This is a genomic window from Seohaeicola sp. (genome assembly GCF_048006315.1).
Lineage (GTDB): Bacteria > Pseudomonadota > Alphaproteobacteria > Rhodobacterales > Rhodobacteraceae > Seohaeicola.
The window spans coordinates 1,144,337-1,161,407 of record NZ_CP180350.1 but is presented as its reverse complement, the minus strand read 5'-3'; the positions used below and the strand labels follow the sequence as shown (position 1 = coordinate 1,161,407).

General features: G+C 59.9%; 19 protein-coding genes. 13 read left to right on the top strand and 6 right to left on the bottom strand.

Features of this window, described 5'->3' with window-relative positions; all coding sequences use genetic code 11:
• Positions 1-16 precede the first annotated feature (16 nt).
• Positions 17-598, top strand: a complete 582-nt coding sequence (locus ACMUJL_RS05825; RefSeq protein WP_375569744.1) for a DUF3489 domain-containing protein — start codon at positions 17-19, stop codon at positions 596-598.
• 10 nt (positions 599-608) lie between these two features.
• On the opposite strand, the gene ACMUJL_RS05820 is transcribed toward ACMUJL_RS05825, so the two are convergent.
• From ACMUJL_RS05820 to ACMUJL_RS05805, 4 genes are all read right to left on the bottom strand, one after another.
• Positions 609-818, bottom strand: coding sequence for a DUF7220 family protein (locus ACMUJL_RS05820; RefSeq protein ID WP_375569746.1), 210 nt, complete (start codon positions 816-818; stop codon positions 609-611).
• The gene (locus ACMUJL_RS05815; RefSeq protein WP_375569748.1) at positions 815-2,083 is read right to left on the bottom strand and encodes a site-specific DNA-methyltransferase; all 1,269 of its coding nucleotides are present in this window, start codon (positions 2,081-2,083) and stop codon (positions 815-817) included. Before ACMUJL_RS05815 ends, ACMUJL_RS05820 begins: the two co-directional genes overlap by 4 nt.
• Positions 2,084-2,621: 538 nt before the next feature.
• A complete protein-coding gene (locus ACMUJL_RS05810) occupies positions 2,622-2,912 on the bottom strand; it encodes a type II toxin-antitoxin system RelE/ParE family toxin (protein WP_375569750.1) in 291 nt (96 codons plus the stop codon).
• Positions 2,912-3,157, bottom strand: coding sequence for a type II toxin-antitoxin system ParD family antitoxin (locus ACMUJL_RS05805; protein WP_375569752.1), 246 nt, complete (start codon positions 3,155-3,157; stop codon positions 2,912-2,914). Before ACMUJL_RS05805 ends, ACMUJL_RS05810 begins: the two co-directional genes overlap by 1 nt.
• A 285-nt stretch (positions 3,158-3,442) precedes the next feature.
• Between ACMUJL_RS05805 and ACMUJL_RS05800 the strand changes: the two genes are divergently transcribed.
• The 5 genes from ACMUJL_RS05800 (at position 3,443) to ACMUJL_RS05780 (ending at position 9,321) form a co-directional block, all read left to right on the top strand.
• On the top strand, positions 3,443-3,916 hold the full coding sequence (locus tag ACMUJL_RS05800; RefSeq protein ID WP_375573994.1) for a tyrosine-type recombinase/integrase: 474 nt from the start codon (positions 3,443-3,445) through the stop codon (positions 3,914-3,916).
• A 350-nt stretch (positions 3,917-4,266) separates the two neighbouring features.
• Positions 4,267-5,520: a sarcosine oxidase subunit beta family protein gene (locus ACMUJL_RS05795; RefSeq protein WP_375569754.1), complete on the top strand. Its 1,254-nt coding sequence runs from the start codon at positions 4,267-4,269 to the stop codon at positions 5,518-5,520.
• Positions 5,521-5,529: 9 nt separating this feature from the next.
• Positions 5,530-5,817 (top strand): sarcosine oxidase subunit delta, encoded by a 288-nt coding sequence (locus ACMUJL_RS05790; protein WP_375569756.1) that lies wholly within the window; start codon positions 5,530-5,532, stop codon positions 5,815-5,817.
• The gene (locus tag ACMUJL_RS05785) at positions 5,814-8,759 is read left to right on the top strand and encodes a sarcosine oxidase subunit alpha family protein (protein WP_416914182.1); all 2,946 of its coding nucleotides are present in this window, start codon (positions 5,814-5,816) and stop codon (positions 8,757-8,759) included. Before ACMUJL_RS05790 ends, ACMUJL_RS05785 begins: the two co-directional genes overlap by 4 nt.
• Before the next feature lie 10 nt (positions 8,760-8,769).
• On the top strand, positions 8,770-9,321 hold the full coding sequence (locus ACMUJL_RS05780; RefSeq protein ID WP_416914181.1) for a sarcosine oxidase subunit gamma: 552 nt from the start codon (positions 8,770-8,772) through the stop codon (positions 9,319-9,321).
• On the opposite strand, the gene ACMUJL_RS05775 is transcribed toward ACMUJL_RS05780, so the two are convergent.
• Positions 9,318-10,217, bottom strand: coding sequence for a GlxA family transcriptional regulator (locus ACMUJL_RS05775; RefSeq protein WP_416914439.1), 900 nt, complete (start codon positions 10,215-10,217; stop codon positions 9,318-9,320). The genes ACMUJL_RS05780 and ACMUJL_RS05775 overlap by 4 nt on opposite strands.
• 116 nt (positions 10,218-10,333) lie before the next feature.
• Positions 10,334-10,975, bottom strand: coding sequence for a TetR/AcrR family transcriptional regulator (locus ACMUJL_RS05770; RefSeq protein WP_375569764.1), 642 nt, complete (start codon positions 10,973-10,975; stop codon positions 10,334-10,336).
• A 141-nt stretch (positions 10,976-11,116) separates the two neighbouring features.
• Between ACMUJL_RS05770 and dctP the strand changes: the two genes are divergently transcribed.
• The 7 genes from dctP (at position 11,117) to ACMUJL_RS05735 (ending at position 16,970) form a co-directional block, all read left to right on the top strand.
• Entirely contained in the window at positions 11,117-12,103 is a 987-nt protein-coding gene (dctP, locus tag ACMUJL_RS05765; RefSeq protein WP_416914180.1) for a TRAP transporter substrate-binding protein DctP, read from the top strand.
• Positions 12,104-12,178: 75 nt separating this feature from the next.
• A complete protein-coding gene (locus tag ACMUJL_RS05760; protein ID WP_375569768.1) occupies positions 12,179-12,697 on the top strand; it encodes a TRAP transporter small permease in 519 nt (172 codons plus the stop codon).
• A 33-nt stretch (positions 12,698-12,730) separates the two neighbouring features.
• Positions 12,731-14,005, top strand: coding sequence for a TRAP transporter large permease (locus tag ACMUJL_RS05755; RefSeq protein WP_416914179.1), 1,275 nt, complete (start codon positions 12,731-12,733; stop codon positions 14,003-14,005).
• 15 nt (positions 14,006-14,020) lie between these two features.
• A complete protein-coding gene (locus tag ACMUJL_RS05750) occupies positions 14,021-14,830 on the top strand; it encodes a nitrilase-related carbon-nitrogen hydrolase (protein WP_375569772.1) in 810 nt (269 codons plus the stop codon).
• Positions 14,827-16,200, top strand: coding sequence for an NAD(P)/FAD-dependent oxidoreductase (locus ACMUJL_RS05745; RefSeq protein WP_375569774.1), 1,374 nt, complete (start codon positions 14,827-14,829; stop codon positions 16,198-16,200). The genes ACMUJL_RS05750 and ACMUJL_RS05745 overlap by 4 nt, the downstream gene beginning before the upstream one ends.
• A 27-nt stretch (positions 16,201-16,227) precedes the next feature.
• Positions 16,228-16,581: a RidA family protein gene (locus tag ACMUJL_RS05740; RefSeq protein ID WP_375569776.1), complete on the top strand. Its 354-nt coding sequence runs from the start codon at positions 16,228-16,230 to the stop codon at positions 16,579-16,581.
• Between the two features lie 143 nt (positions 16,582-16,724).
• Positions 16,725-16,970 carry a hypothetical protein gene (locus tag ACMUJL_RS05735; RefSeq protein ID WP_375569778.1) on the top strand — a complete coding sequence of 82 codons (246 nt, stop codon included), beginning with the start codon at positions 16,725-16,727 and terminating at the stop codon, positions 16,968-16,970.
• Positions 16,971-17,071: the final 101 nt, after the last annotated feature.

Sequence of the window (17,071 nt, the reverse complement as noted above, 5' to 3'; positions counted from 1 at the left end):
ACGACAGGAGGCGAAGATGCCCAAACTCACAGACACCCAAGCCATCATCCTCAGCCGCGCCGCATCCCGCCCTGACAACCTTGCGATGCCGCTGCCAGAAGGATTGGCTGGTGCGGCCGCGAAAATAGCGGTGGCCAAGATGATCGAACGCGGCTGGCTCCAAGAGGTCGATGCCAATCTGCGCCGTGGGGAGCCCCTCTGGCGGGAGACCGGCGACGGTCACGGCACCACGCTGATCGCCACCGAAGCTGGCCTTGCTGCGATTGGCATCGAACCGGTTGTTGCGACGACCATGAGCAATCTGCGCAAGGCGAAGCTTGAACTGGCCTCGGTGCCAAAGGAAACCGCCGAAACATCGCCCGATGCCGACACGCCTCAGCCGGTTGCAATCCGCGCCGGTACCAAGCAGGCGCAGATCATCGCGCTCTTGCAGCGACCCGAGGGGGCGTCCATCACCGAGATCGTCGAAGCGACGGGCTGGTTGCCCCACAGTGCCCGAGGTCTGATCTCGGGCGGGCTGAAGAAGAAGCTGAACCTGCCTATTACCGCGGAGAAGGTTGCTGGCAGAGGAACCGTCTACAAACTTGAGGCTGCCTGATACCTCGCCCTCACCGCAGCCGCTCGAACAGCCTGCGAAGCGCGTAGCTGCGCAAAAGCGAGATCCCGGTGAAGATAGAGCCGATGGCAAGGTTCTCGCCAAGGCTGGGGTGAATGCCAAACCATGGGAACACCACGATCTGCGTGATCACCGCCAGCACATAGCCCACGGCGACATTGGTGATCGCCTCGACCAGCGACAGTCGGCGGGATTGGGTCACGCGGCCAACCGCTGCGACTTGAGCGCTGCAAAGGTCTCGCCGCTGTCCTGCAAGACTGCCTCTTCGCCCGTGAAAGCCTGCCAGCGCTCGATGGCCACATCAACGTAAACCGGGTTCAGCTCCACCCCGTAACACAGGCGGCCAGTTGTCTCGGCCGCGATCAGCGTAGTGCCAGAACCCATGAAGGGCTCATAGACTGCCTGGCCGGGGCTTGAGTTGTTCAGGATCGGACGGCGCATGCATTCGACGGGTTTTTGTGTCCCGTGCACTGTGGCTGCATCCTGGTCCTTGTTGGCAATCTGCCAAAGCGTGGTCTGCTTGCGATCGCCGGCCCAGTGGCCCTTACCCTTGGCCCGAACGGCATACCAGCAGGGCTCGTGCTGCCAGTGATAATCCCCGCGGCTCAGCACCAGCCGATCCTTAGCCCAGATGATCTGGGAGCGGATTACGAAACCCGCGGCGATCAGGCTGTCCGCAACCGTGGCCGCATGCAGCGCGCCGTGCCAGATATAGGCGACATCGCCGGGGAAGAGCGACCAGGCCTCACGCCAGTCGGCGCGGTCGTCATTCAGCACCTTGCCGGTTCGTTTTGTCTTCGCGGCACCGGCTTGATTGCGCCAGCTAGGATCATATTCCACGCCATAGGGCGGATCAGTCACCATCAGAAGCGGCTTCACACCAGCAAGCAGTCTCCCAACGACATCTGCGCTGGTGCTGTCGCCGCAGATCAACCGATGCGAACCCAGCTGCCATAGGTCACCCGCCACCGACACCGGTGTGACCGGGGGCTCGGGGATATCGTCCTCGCCTTCTATCGACCCGCTGTTCGCGTCATCGCCACCTTGTGCCGCGTTCAGCAGCCCCTCGAGGAACTCGTCTGAGAAGCCCAGCAGGTCAGTATCAAAGCCCAGCGCCTGCAGGTCGATCACTTCCAGACCCAGATTGAGCTCGTCCCACTCCGCCATATCCGCGACGCTGTTGTCCGACAAACGCAGCGCCCGGCGATGGTCCTCATCAAGATGCGACAGGCGAAGCACGGGGATCTTGCTTAGGCCGAGCTGGGTGGCAGCCAGGATGCGTCCGTGCCCGGCGATCAACTCCCCATCGTCAGAGATCAGGCACGGCATGGTCCAGCCGAACTTGAGCATGTTTGCAGCCAGAACAGCCACCTGGTTGTCGCTGTGCAAGCGGGCATTGCGGGCATAGGGCCGCAGCCGCTCGATCGGCCAGAGTTCAATCTGGCTCGGCATGAATGGGAGATCCATAGGGCAGGGCTCGCATGGGCGCGCGGAATGTCTTGTGACCGCCCAGGGGGGCGCCAAGACTTGGGATCCGCGATGTCAGGAAAACAAAACGCTCGTGAGGGTATCCTCCGGGCGCAAATCTTCGATGTTTCTTGGGTACGTCAAGGGGGGCAGCTTTGTCAAACCGTTTTTTGACGTTGAATCAACGCCTTCTGGACAACCAAGGTGAAAGTGACTTCCCGGAGTGGCTTCCGCGGTCTCTGGATTCCTCTGGGTGGATTCCTTGGATTCCAACCGGGATCCACCTTTCCCTGAGCGCTGGTTGCGTAAGCCCCTGAAAATGAGTTGAAATCTCAGCGGAGCCGGCGCAGGTGGCTTCCGGGTGGATTCCCCGGTGAAAAGGCCAGACGCTAGAAAAGTCCCGGGCTAAGCCCCCCCGTATACGTTTAGGGCTGGGGAGGAACCATGGCCTGGAGGGGGCGTGGCCGGCCCAAAGCGGCCACTCGACGCGACCCCGGATTGCTGCACCTGCAGCCCACTTTCCGGACGTTCATCGCGGTTACAAATGCCGCTGAATATCCATGCTTTGATGCAGGATCCGCATGATTGCGATCACTTCACCTCGGAGCCGATAGTAGATCGCATGCTTGCCGATAAGTATCTTGAGATAGCCCTCGCGGACTAAAGCCGGTCTGCCTGCCTTCTTGCCTGCGGCGATGTCCTCAAACGCGTCGATGATGTCGTTGGTATAATTCTCGGCCTGCTCGGAGGACCATTCTTGCGCCGTGTAGATCCAGATACCTTCGAGATCAGCTTCCGCCATCGGCGAAAGCACATATTCTCGAGACATCAGGTGCTGTTCTTCTGGAGCATGCGTTCTTGAAACACCTCGCGGTCAAAGGTACGCAGTTCCCCTGAATTCTCTCCAGCAATCAATGCGTCCTTCAGCGCCTGGACCCTGGCTTCATGCTCCTCGAGTAGCCGCAGGCCTGCCCGTACGACGTCGCTTGCTGAGCCGTAGCGTCCATTGCTCACCTGCGTTTCGATGAACCCTGCGAAATGGTCCCCAAGGGACATCGAAGTGTTCTTTGCCATGTTTGCCTCCTAAAAATTAGATATACCAATATTCGGTAATTTTCAATATCGCGAGAAAAATGGTACAGTGCCACGTCAGCATACTGACGATGGGGGGGCATGCGGTGGATCGGAGGATCAGTCATGGAACCAGCCCCAAACCTACCAGCCATTCGCGCGCTGCGCCCTGCCTAGAACAAGGGCCGCATCGTTGGCCAAAAGCGTCCATTGAAGCCAAAGCATGTCTGGGCGATCCGGGTCCGCCTTGAACTCGCCGAGAACCATCGGAACCTCGCATTGTTCAATATGGTGATCGACAGCAAGCTACGCGGCTGTGATCTCGTGAAGATGAAAGTCGTTGATGTTATGGCCTCTGGTCAGATCAAGGAGCGCGCCTCAGTCCTGCAAAGCAAAACCCAGAAACCGGTGCGCTTCGAGATTTCCGAGGGTACGCGTGCTTCCGTTGAGAAATGGATTGAGAATGAACTCATGGTCGGCTCAGAATATCTTTGGCCAGGCCGATTTCACGAGCGCCTGCACATATCGACACGCCAGTACGCGAGGATCGTACGCGATTGGGTCACGTCAATAGGTCTGGAAGCGAGCGCCTATGGCTCCCATTCAATGCGCCCTACAAAGGTCACTCAGATTTACAAGAAGACGGGCAACCTGCGGGCGGTGCAACTTCTGCTCGGCCACACCAAGATGGACAGTACCGTCAGATACCTCGGAGTGGAGCTCGAGGATGCCTTAGCAATCGCCGAAGCCATTGAAATCTAGTGCAGTTGGGTCGCCTTCGCGGGCGGCCCAAAGCGGCCATTGACCGTCCCACCGTAACCCTGCAGTCGCACCAGCTTTTCTGACATTCGCTTCCCTGAAGTTGGGTTGGCAACCGCCTCGAGTTCGTAGACACCGAGGTTCAAAAGTTGTCCTCTGGCCATCCGCCTTGCCGAGAGGCCTTTCAATGTAAGTGGCCAAAGGTTGAGAGCAGGAATGGTCTGCCTGCTTGGAGACGCCAAGACGCCTGCGAACAGCAAATCCGCAACTTGACCGTTGGAGCATAAATCTTGGCGGTTTCAGCGCTGAATGACCCGACTTGACACGTATGACTGTCGGTGAGGTGAACCGCCATGACACATTATTCCGGCATTCGGGTCCTTTACGAAGCGCTGACCGGCCATAAGGGCTGGCGTCCGGCGTGGCGTAAACCGTCACCACAACCAAGCTATGATTTTGTTATCGTTGGTGGCGGCGGTCACGGTCTGGCCACCGCACATTATCTGGCCAAAGCCTATGGAAAGTCGCGGATTGCGGTGCTGGAAAAAGGTTGGATCGGGTCTGGGAATGTCGGGCGCAATACAACGATCATCCGATCCAACTATTTGCTGGATGGCAACGAGCCCTTCTACGAATTCTCGATGAAACTCTGGGAGGGGCTGGAAGCCGATCTCAATTATAACGCCATGGTCTCGCAACGCGGCGTGCTGAACCTGTTTCATTCGGATGCACAGCGCGATGCGGCGCGACGGCGTGGCAATGCGATGCGTCTGAACGGCGTGGATGCCGAGCTTCTGGACACCGAAGGCGTGCGTAAGCTCTACCCCTTCCTGAACTTCGACAACGCGCGGTTCCCGATCCGTGGCGGGCTGTTGCAGCCGCGTGGCGGAACCGTCCGCCATGATGCTGTCGCTTGGGGCTATGCCCGTGCGGCGGACAGCCACGGCGTCGATATCATCGAGAATTGCGAGGTCACCGGTTTCCGGATCGACAATGGGCGTATCCTGGGTGTCGAGACCTCGCGCGGGTTCATCGGCGCAGGCAAGGTTGGCGTCGCCGTCGCGGGTTCGTCAAGCCGGGTTATGGCGATGGCCGGGTTGCGGCTGCCGATTGAAAGCCATGTCCTACAAGCCTTCGTCAGCGAAGGGCTGAAACCGGTGATCCGCGGTGTCATCACATACGGAGCCGGTCATTTCTATGTCAGCCAATCCGACAAAGGCGGACTGGTGTTTGGCGGCGACATCGACGGCTACAACTCCTACGCGCAGCGAGGCAACCTGCCAACGGTCGAGGATGTCGCTGAAAGCGGGATGAGCCTGATGCCAATGATCGGGCGTGCGCGCCTGCTGCGCTCTTGGGGCGGCATCATGGATATGTCGATGGACGGCTCGCCATTCATCGACCGAACGCCCGTCGAGGGGCTCTATTTCAACGGCGGCTGGTGCTATGGCGGGTTCAAAGCAACACCGGCCAGCGGCTTTGCCTTTGCCCATCTGCTGGCGACCGATGCACCACATCCCACCGCCGCGGCCTACCGCTTGGATCGGTTCCGCACGGGTCGGATGATCGACGAGAAGGGCCAGGGCGCCCAACCCAACCTGCATTGAGATTATGTGATGCTGATCCCCCACCCCCTGCTTGGCCCACGCGATGCCGGAGAGTTCGTCTATCTGGGCGACGCCGCGCTGATCGACCGCCCCGATGGCATGGCCGAAGGCGCCGAGCCGCTGTTTCACGACTATGTCTACCTTCGTGACAACCCCGCCGGCATTCACCGTGAGCTTTGGTTTCATGAATATGGCGACCGGTCCTGGCTGGTAGTGATCCGCAACACCCAAACCCATGAGATCCTCGGGGCGGAACTGGCCCGTGATGTTGCGCTAGCACGGGGGCGGGGCAAATGAATGTGAACCGGCTGACGGGCGGCCAGATTGACCACAACGCGCCGCTGCAATTCACGTTCGACGGGCGGACGTACGAAGGCCGGGCCGGTGATACATTGGCCTCGGCGCTCTTGGCCAATGGGGTGCGCCTGATGGGGCGCAGTTTCAAGTATCATCGCCCCCGCGGGGTTCTGACGGCAGGTTCCGACGAACCGAACGCGCTGATCACGCTGCTTCGGGGCGAACATCGCGAACCGAACACGTGGGCGACCACGGTCGAGCTTTTCGATGGGCTCGTCGCCGAAAGCCAGAACCGGTGGCCCGGTCTGCGTCTTGATGCCTTGGCTATCAACGATCTGTTGCACCCGTTCTTGGCGGCGGGGTTCTATTACAAGACCTTCATGTGGCCCGCGGCGCTTTGGGAAAAGCTTTACGAGCCGATGATCCGGCGCGCTGCCGGGCTTGGCCGGCTGTCGGAACAGGACGATCCCGACTGCTACGACAAGGGTTTTCTGCATTGCGACCTGTTGATCGTCGGTGCCGGTCCAGCGGGTCTGGCGGCGGCGCTGACCGCAGGCCGGTCGGGCACGCAGGTCATCCTGGCCGAGGAAGATAGTCGGCTTGGTGGGCGCATCTTGTCCGAAACCGAACTCTTCGCCAGCGCCGACGCCGACTGGCTGGAGCGGGTCGAAGCCGAATTACGCGACATGAGCAACGTCAGGATCATGCCACGAACCACGGTCGTCGGAAGCTATGATCACGGCGTCTATGGTGCGCTTGAGAAGGTGTCCGATCATCTTCCCGACCGGCTGAAGAGGCGGCCACGGCAAACATTCTGGCGGATCTATTCCCGTCAGGCGCTTATCTGCACCGGCGCGCTGGAACGGCCCATTGCCTTTCACAATAATGACCGTCCCGGCATCCTGCTTGCGGGCGCGGTGCGTTCCTATGTCAATCGCTGGGCCGTCACGCCAGCGCGGCGGGTTGCCGTCTTCTGCAACAATGATGACGCCCATCGCACCGCGCGCGACCTGATCGCCAAGGGGGTCACGGTTCCCGCCATCATCGATACGCGGGCTGACGCGCCCGACTGCTCTGGAACCGAAGTGTTGCGCGGTTCAGTCGTTGAAGATACCTCGGGCCGGCTTGGGCTGAAGTCTGTCACGGTGCGGCTTGCCTCCGGTGCGCGTCGCGTGATCGACTGCGGCGCGCTGGCGGTTTCGGGAGGCTGGTCGCCCAATCTGTCCTTGACCAGCCATCAGGGGGGGCGGCCGGTCTGGAATAGCGATCTTGCGGCGTTCCTGCCGACCTCCGCCTTGCCCCCTGGCCAACGGGTTGCCGGGGCTGTTGTCGGGGCGGCATCGACGGCAGAGGCCCTGCGCAGTGGCGCGAATGCCGCCAAAGCGGCAATGGCGGCTTTGGGCATCGAGGCCATATTGCCAGAGCTGCCTAGAACTCAGGACGCTGTAGGAGGGATGCAGGCCTATTGGCAGGTTCCCGGTGCCAAGCGCGCCTGGGTGGATTTCCAGAACGATGTGACAGCCAAGGATATCCGACTGGCCCATCAGGAAGGGTTCCAGTCCGTCGAGCACCTCAAGCGCTATACGACCCTCGGCATGGCGACCGATCAGGGCAAGACGGCAAATGTTGTCGGCCTCGCCATTCTGGCCGAAGTTTCGGGCAAGTCCGTTCCGGAAACCGGGACCACCGTCTTTCGCCCGCCTTATGTGTCTGTCGCACTTGGTGCGCTGGCGGGCCGTTCGATCGGCAAGGATTTTCATCCCACGCGCCTGACACCTAGCCATGATTGGGCGGCCGAACAGGGCGCGGTGTTCATCGAGGTAGGTGACTGGCTGCGCGCCCAATGGTTCCCGCGTCCGGGAGAAACCCACTGGCGGCAATCAGTGGACCGCGAGGTTCTGGCCACCCGCAACGGCGTCGGCGTCTGCGATGTGACGACCCTTGGCAAGATCGACGTTCAGGGAGCCGATGCGGGCCAGTTCCTCGACCGGGTCTATGCGAACACGATGTCGACGCTGCCGGCGGGCCGTGTCCGCTATGGGCTGATGCTGCGCGAGGACGGGATCGCATATGACGATGGCACCGCCGCGCGCATGGGCCCGAACCATTTTGTCGTTACCACGACCACGGCCAACGCGGGCCTTGTGTATCGGCGCATGGAATTCGCCCGGCAGTGTCTGTGGCCGGGCCTTGATGTCCACCTAGTCTCTACTACGGAAAGCTGGGCGCAGTTCTCGGTTGCCGGACCGAAATCGCGGGCGCTGTTGGAGCGCATTGTCGACAAGGGTGTGGACCTGTCAAACACCGCATTTCCCTTTATGGCCTGCGCAGAGATCACTGTTTGCGGCGGCCTGAAGGCACGTCTGTTCCGAATCTCGTTTTCCGGCGAGCTGGCCTATGAAATTGCCGTCCCGACGGCCTTTGGAGATGCGCTGATCCGCCGATTGATGGACGTTGGACAAGACCTTGGCGTGACCCCCTACGGCACCGAAGCGCTTGGCGTGATGCGGATCGAAAAGGGCCACGCCGCTGGCAACGAGTTGAACGGCACGACCACGGCCTTGAACCTTGGACTGGACAAGATGGTCTCTCGCAAGAAAGACAGCATTGGCCGCATCATGTCGGGCCGCGAAGGGATGACCTCGCCAGACGCCCACCGGTTGGTGGGCCTTCGGCCCGTATCCGGCGCGTCGATCCCTGCCGGTGCGCATCTGATGCAGGCGTCGGGTCCGGTGAATGCGGCCTCGGATCAGGGATATGTGACCTCGGCCGCCTATTCGCCGGTGCTGGGAACGCCCATCGCGCTTGCCTTGCTCAAGGCTGGCGCGGACCGGATGGGTGAACGCATGAGAGCGGTAAGCCCGGTGGATAACATCAGCATCGATGTCGAGGTGGTTTCCCCACATTTCGTCGACCCCGAAGGAGGGCGCCTGCGTGACTGATCTTACTCCGATGATATGTCCCGGCGCATTACCTTCTGCCGAAACGGCAGGAGCGTATCAACTCACCGTGGCCACGCCGCGTCATATTCACTCTATCGCCTGTGGACTGCAGTACCGGGAACAGCTTGGTCATTGGCTGAGAACTGACTTTGGCCTGGCGCTTCCCGATCCCGGCTATCTGGCTGCAAGGACCGGCGTCACGATCCTGTCCTCCGCGCAGGATCAGTGGTTTCTGGAACAAGAGGGAGAGATCGCGGACGATATGTGCGCACCGCTTGAACGCGCGCTTTCGGGGATCGCGTCCGTAACGGAACAGACGGGCGGATGGGCCCGGTTCGAAATCAACGGGCCAAACCCGACCAAGGTGCTTTCCCGGCTCTGCCCTCTGGATGCGACGCAGATGGCCGCAGATCAGGTGGCCCGCACGAATATCCATCACATCGGTTGTCTGGTCTGGCGCGTCGGATCCGGCTTCGCTGTCATGGGGCCGCGTTCGACGGCCGGGTCGCTGTGGCACGCGCTGAAAGACGCGGCGCTGTCAGCGTCGCTTCAGGCGCATTAACGTTCTGCCCGCTTCCGCCAGTCTTTCGGCCTTGCACCATACTTGTCTTGAAAGGCGCGGGCGAAACTGGACTGGTTCGAGAAACCCGTCGCAATGGCAACCTGACTGACTGGCAGTCGGGTCTGCCTGAGAAGTTCATTTGCCTTCTGAAGGCGCAAGTCAGTATAAAAGCGGTTGACGGTTTGCCCAAAGGACTCGCGAAAGCCCCGCAACATCTGGCGCGGGCTTAAACTCGCAAGATGGGCAATCCGCTCGATCGGCAAAGGTTCGGCGATATGATCCTGCATCAGCCGGACCGCCGCGGCGATCTGCGGATGAAGGTCGACATGTTCCTGATTGATCAGAAGTTGCGCCTCTTCCGCGGTCCGGACCCGCGTATGGATGAACCAGTCGCTTACGCTGTCGGCCAGAGGCTGCCCGAAATGCGTTCGGATCAGCGCATGCATCATGTCCAAAGGTGCCACACCACCTGCGCAAGTTGCGCGCTTTCGGTCGATCACGAACAACCGTTTTTCGATCAGATGATCCGGGTTCTCTTCCAGAAGGGCGTCAATGTGTTCCCAGTGCACGGTAAAGCGACAGGTCTCAAGCAGACCAAGCCGAGCGAGGATCACAGCCCCGCCGGAAACACCCCCCAGAATTGACCCTCTGGAGGCATGGCGACGCAGGAAATTGGCATAGTGCGCCGGATTGACAAGAAACGGGTTCGCGCCGGCAATCACGAATATCATGTCCAGATGTTCGGGCGCAGCACCGAATGCCTTCGTCTCGAAAACACCCCCGCACGAGGAGCGGATATGCTCGCCCTCGGGTGACAGAAAGATGGCACGGTAAAGCTCGGAACCGCCCACGAGATTTGCGGCCCGCACGGGCTCTATGGCCGCGGCGGCAGACATCATTGCAAAATCAGGGACAAGAACGAAGCCGATTGTCTTCCGGGGCGTCTCATTGATTTCGCCAAACATTATCTCGTCCGATTGTTAAGCGGATTGCGGAACTTTATGCTTGGCGCTCAAATTTCGCCGTCCCGATCTGCGAAATGATCAGAAACGGCCTCGGCGGTCTGCAAGTTCAAAAGATCGGTCCGGTTGGTCAGCACTTCGGCATAATAGGGGATATTCAGCAACCGTTCTTCCCGCGGTTCTGACACCTGCATCGCATTATACCCAGTCTGGTGGAAATACGTGACATAGGCCCGAACTTGCGCGGCGCGGCCCGTAAATCCCAGGGCCAGAAACACCTGATGCAGTTGCTGGATCCTGAAGGCCTCGATTTCCTTCAGGACCTCGGCCGTGCGCTTGGAACTGTGCGCCCAGTCCCGGATCGCGTTGTCATATTCCGGGATGTATTCCTCTTCGTTCAGCAGCACACCGACATAGGCGAGGTATTGGTCCCAACCATCATCGCCCGCGGCTTCGATCGCGCGCGTGAACGGCGCCGTATTCCGCTGCGCCCAATCCTGCCGCACGTCTTCCAGAAGCTCTTCGAGGTTGGCGAACTGCCAGTAGAAAGCGCCGGTGGTTGCCCCCAACTCATCGGCAAGCTGGCGCAGGCTGATACCGGTCACGCCCTTTTCGATCAGCGTCTTGCGCGCCGCCGCTACCCAGCTCGCCTTGTCGAGGTTTCGATCCTTCCTGGTCTTTCGCTCCGCCATGCCAGCTCCTGTTGCCGGACCTGAGGAGGGATGTCCGGAAAAAACGTTTGACACAACTATAAAACATAACGCATGTTACGCAACATACGTAACGACTGTTATGTAGAAGCGTTTTAGAACAACCCAACAAGGAGGATGGAGATGTTTCGAAGCTTTTTTTCGGCCGTCGTGTTCGGAACCGCGCTGGCCGCAACGGCTGCTTCGGCGGAAATCGAACTGAAATTCGCGACCAATTCCGGGGACCGTGATTCGCCTTCGGGCATTGCTCTTGCCAACTGGGCAAATGCCGTGAAGGAAGGCTCGAACGGTGAGATCGACGTCAAGATTTTCTACCAGAACGAACTCGGCGGTCAGCTGGAGGTGTTCGACCTGTTCGTCGCCGGCGAAGTCGATGCCATGATTTCATGGCCGTCGACTTCCTATGACAAACGCATCGGGATCCTGAACACCCCCTATATGGTCACCTCTTGGGAAGAGGCGCTGGACGCCTACAAGCCCGGCGGCTGGGCCAACGGAGTGCTGAACACGGTATTCAACGACATCGGGCTGAAATATTTCGGCGCCTGGCCGGAAGGTTTCAGCGGTGTTGCAACCCGCGGCAGCTATGCCACTGACGTTGCCGCTGCAGCGAACATCAAGGTCCGCACGCCGCCGCTGTTCCCTTTCCCGCAGATACTTGAATCGATGGGCTATCAATCCGCCGCAATCGACTGGGGCGAGGTCTACACCTCGATCCAGACCGGTGTGGTCGACGGAGATGCGGGCAACGTGATCTACTGGGACTACGAATATTTCCGCGATGTGCTCGATTACTACGTCCGCACCAAACACACCTTCGTGACCGGAAACCTTCTGGTCAACCTCGAGACCTATGAGGACCTCTCGGACGAACACAAGCAACTGATCGAAGATGCCGCTGTCGCGGTGATGGAGGCCCGCTTCAAGGCCGCCCGTGACGAAGACCAGCACTATGTCGACCAGTGGGTGCAGTCGGGTAAAGAGTATCTCGAACTCAACGATGAACAGCTTGCGCCGATCGCCCAAAAGGTCCGTGCCGAAGTCTGGCCGCAAATGGAACCCGATGTCGGCAAGGAAATCATGGATCTGATCCGCGCTCAGGTGAACTAGCCTACTTTGCGGCCGGAGCCCGACGGTTCCGGCCGCAACCCCCTCAAGCATGCAGCAAACCGGGAGCAGCGCGACATGGTCGACCTTCTCAGAAAGCTCGATGCCGGGCTGATCGGCATTCTGAACGTTGTGGTCATCGTAACGAGTCTTGCGATTACGGGACTGATCCTGTTCCTGGTTCTCGCCCGTTTCGTGCTTGGCTGGTCGGTCGTGGGTGTGCTGGAACTCGCCACCCTGTCAGCAATGTGGCTCTACATGTGCGGCGCCGTCGTCGCGGCCCGCAACCACGAACATTTGGTGGTCGATTTCCTTGCCCTGTCCTTGAAGAAGCCAAAGCACAAAGCCCTGCACACTTTCGCGGTATCGGTGGTCATGGTCGTGCTGAGCCTGTTCTTTCTGAGCCTGGCCAACGACATGGTCGCCTGGTCGATCAAGCGGCCGCAAACGACTGCCGCTCTCAGCATTCCCCTCATCGTCCCACAATCCGCGATCGTCCTGGCTGCCATTCTCTGTGCTGTCTATGCCGTTCGGGACGCCATCGTCGCCGCAGCCGCCCTGTTTGGCAGAGCCGCTCAGAGCGCAGGAGAGGTCTGATCCATGGAAGCTCTATTGGGTATCTTGCTCCTGATGGCCCTGATGATCTTCGGGGTGCCAGTAGCCTGGTCTTTCGCAGGCGTCCTGATGTTTCTTGTCTGGGCCTATGACGTCAACACATCGACGTTGCTATTGCAGGGGTTCCGGTCGCTTGACTCGGTCATCCTGCTGGCCTTGCCGCTGTTTGTCCTGGCTGGCTACCTGATGCAGAGCGGTGGAGTTGCCGCACGCTTGATCAGCTTCATGTCCATGGCGATGCGTGGCCGCAAGGGGGGCCTTGGCGCGGCATTGATCGGTTCGTCGGGGATCTTTGGCGCAATCTCGGGAACGGCGACCGCTGCCGTTGCCTCGATCGGCACAATCATGGGCGATCCGCTGGCCGCGCGCGGTTATCCCCGTGGCTATACCAGCGCCTTGCTCGGCGTGTCGTCGCTGCTGGGCATCCTGATCCCGCCGTCGATTACGCTCATTCTTTTCGGCGTCGTCACCCGCCAGTCCATCACCGCTCTTTTTGCGGCGACAATTGTGCCGGGCCTGCTGCTGATGTTCGGTTTGATGATCTTCAACAAGATCGTGACCGCAAGAATGCTGGTCGACACACCAGAGCGCACGGCAGCGATTTCGGCACAGAAGTCACCCCATGGCCCGCTGCGCGCAACGCTTCAGGCCCTCCCGGCCTTGATGATGCCTGTCGTCATTCTGGGGGGCATCTATGGCGGTGTCTTTACCCCGACCGAGGCCGCCGCCGTCGCCCTGTTCATGGCGATCCTCATCGGCTTTTTCATCTACCGCGACCTGACCCTGTCCCGGTTCCGTCAAAGCCTGGTCGAAGCCGGCGAAACGACGGGCACGATCATCCTGATCCTGCTCTTTTCCTTCATGATCGGCCGGATCATGGTGGCCGAAAGCGTGCCGCAGGAACTGACCGAATTCGTGACGCACGTCACGGAAAACAAGATCCTGATTCTGCTCTTGGTCAACGCGTTCCTGATCTTCGTTGGCATGATAATGGATGACCTGTCGGTGACCGTGGTCATCGCACCGCTCATGATGCCGTTGATGGTACATCATGGGGTCGACCCGGTACACTATGCCTCGATCGTGGCCTGTTCGGTCGTGATCGGCGCCAACAGTCCGCCCGTCGCGCCGATCCTCTACATGGCGTGCCGGATCGGAAAGGTTTCCATCCACGAAGCTGTCAAACCCGCTTTGCAGATCATCTTCTACGTGGCGCTTCCGGTGATGTTGCTGGTCACGTTTTTCCCCGAGCTGTCGCTTTTCGTTCCGCGCCTGCTCGGCTTGCACTAAGATCTCGGAGCCAACATGCCGCTGCTCACCATCGCCTTGTTTCAGGCACCCCCGGCCTTTCGTTCCGTTGAGGAGGCCCTTGCTGATCTCGATACGGCGTTTGAGCGTGCTGCCGCAGCCGGTGCCGATATGCTGGTCACACCAGAGTTGTATTTTTGCGGCTATGGTTCGGCCAATGCCGTGCGCACAAATGCCCAGGTTCAGGGATCTTCGTCACTTCGGGCGGCCGGAGATCTCGCGGCCCGGTATGGCGTCGGGCTGGTTCTCGGCTATCCGGAGAGGAGCGGTTGCGCGCTCCATAACAGCGCTGCCGTCTTCGACCGGGGCGGACAGTTGATCGGCAACTATCGCAAAGTCGCGTTGCCGAACGATTTCGAAAGGGATTGCTTCACCCCCGGGATCGGACCGGAGACGTTCGATTTTGAAGGCATCCGCTGCTCGGTCCTGATCTGCTATGACATCGAGTTCCCCGAACTGGCGCGGCGGGCCGCGCAGATGGGAGCGGAACTCTTGCTTGTGCCGACAGCGCTTCGGGCCAAGTGGCGCTTTGTTTCGGACGCCATCGTTCCGTCGCGGGCCTATGAAAACGCCATGTTCATCGGTTATTGCGACTTTGCGGCCGACCGCACCACGCCACAGTTCAGCGGAACAAGTTCGATCTGTGGCCCGGATGGGCAGCACCTTTGCCGTGCGACGGGTCCCGAGGACATGGTTCTGGCGACCATCGACACCAACGCCGTTCATCTGCGCAAGGCCGACTTCGACTTCTTGCAGGATTTGCAACGGTTCGAGCTCGCAACACCACCGATCCCGAAGATCGCTTGATTACCCCCTATCCGGAAAGCATCGCCATGGCCCGCGTAAGCCAAACACCCGTTATTCCGCCTCTTGACCGACCAACTGGCTGGCGCCCGGCGGATGAAATCGTCCCGATCGACGAGACATCCGAGATCGGTGGCAACTATGACTGGCTTATCATCGGTGCCGGGATAACTGGGTTGTCCGCCGCGCATCGGTTGGGCGAACGGGTGCCGCAGGACCGCGTTCTTCTTGTCGATGCGCGTCCGGTCGGTTGGGGCGCATCGGGGCGAAACTCGGGCTTTCTTCTCGATTTGCCGCACAAGTTCGATCTGGATCATCCCGATGCCGCACGTCTGCGCAAGATTATGGATCTGAACCGCAGCGCGATTGCGGTGCTGCACGAACAGACCGAACGCTTGGGCATCGATTGCGACTGGTCGCCTGTCGGCAAGTTGCAAGGTGCGGTCCGTCAACGCGGAACCGGGATGATGCGAAAATTCTGCGAGGCTCTGGATAAGATCGGCGAACCCTATGAGGTGCTGGACCGGCAGGGATGCGCCGTCATCATGGGAACGGAATACTATGCAGGTGCCGTCTTCACCCCCGGCGCTGTATTGGTGGACCCCTTCCTGCTGGTGCGAGGCTTGGCCCGGCATTTGCCCGAAAACGTCACGTTGCGCGACGATGCGGCAGTCGTCGAGTTTTCAGAAAAGGCTGGGGGATTTGCAGCCGAACTGCGTCTGGCCGATGGAAGCACAGTTTCCGTTTCAGCCAAGAAAGTCATTCTGGGGACAGATCCATACACACCGGAGTTCGGCTATATGAAAGATCGGATTCTGCCAACGATCACGTATGCCAGCATCACGCGGGCTCTCACGGCCGCCGAGCGCAAGCGCTACACCGGCAAGATGAACTGGGGACTGACCCCGGCCGATGCGGGCGGAACCACACTCCGGATGACATCTGACGGACGGCTCCTGATCCGCAACCACTACGGCTTTGCCCCGAACTACAAGGCGTCGTCTCGCGACCTCGGCAAGGTGGCCGAAGCGCATCGAGAGGGGCTCGATAAACGGTTTCCGGCCTTGGCCAATGTGCCAATCACCTCAACCTGGGGCGGGGTGGTCAGCCTTTCGCGGAACCACGCGACCTTCTTCGGCGAAATGGCGCCCGGGGTCTATTCGGCGAACTGCTACAACGGTGTCGGCATGACGCGTGGCACAAGCTCAGGTCGCCTTCTGGTCGATCTCGCTCTCGGGAACCACTCCCAGGCGCTCGAAGATATCATCGCTGTAAGTGGCCAGCCTTCCACAATTCCTCCCGATCCATTCCGTTCGCTCGGTGTCAGCGGGCGCATGAAACTGGTCGAGTGGGAAAGCCGCTCCGAGATCTGAAACCTAGAAACCTTGAAAGAAAATGAAATGAAAGCAATCCGCCACAAGATCGGTCGGCGCATGAGCCAAGCCGTGCGCGCAGGCGACATGGTATGCCTCGCCGGGCAGATTCCGGATGATCGTACCGCCGACATCGTGGGTCAAACCGCCCAGACCCTTGCCAAGATTGACGCGCTGTTGACCGAGATAGGTGGCACCAAGTCTGACCTCGTCTCGGTTCAGATCTGGCTAAGCGACATGACCGACTTTGCAGGGATGAACACCGCATGGGAGGCCTGGGTAGATCCGGAGAACCCGCCTGCCAGAGCAACGGCAGGTGTCGCGTTGGCCAGTCCAGGTGTGCGCGTCGAGATCATCGGCGTGGCCTTCATCCCGTCCTGAATTGAAAAGCCGATCGTTCGTTGGCGCGGTTCGAAGCTGCTCTTGGGCTCATTGTCATGACATGTTCTTGGTTCGCTGGATGGCGACAAGAATGATCTCGGCATCCTGCATCCTGACACTGGGAAAATCGCGGAAATCCTTAGTTGCGAAACCTCGTCGGCAGTGCGCATTCAACCCGCCGCGACCTAAGAAACATCGTGCTCAAGCAGATGATGATCGTGCCGCATTTGATGGATTTCTTCACCGCTCGAACAATTCTCCAGTTTGAGTACAGGCGCAACTTGGGCGTTGGGGCGCTGGTGCCCAAGTACCAGCTAAGGTGCCGATCCCGTATGGGCCAAGTTGCCCTGACCGTGGTGCTCGTCTGCACTGATTTTTGGGCATTCTGAAGATCGGGCAACGAAGCTCAGCTACGCCGAGGCAGCAAGCAATCATCCGATGTCTGCTTTTTGTCGGCCGCCCAAGTCGCGATGCTGCACAGCGAAAGTCC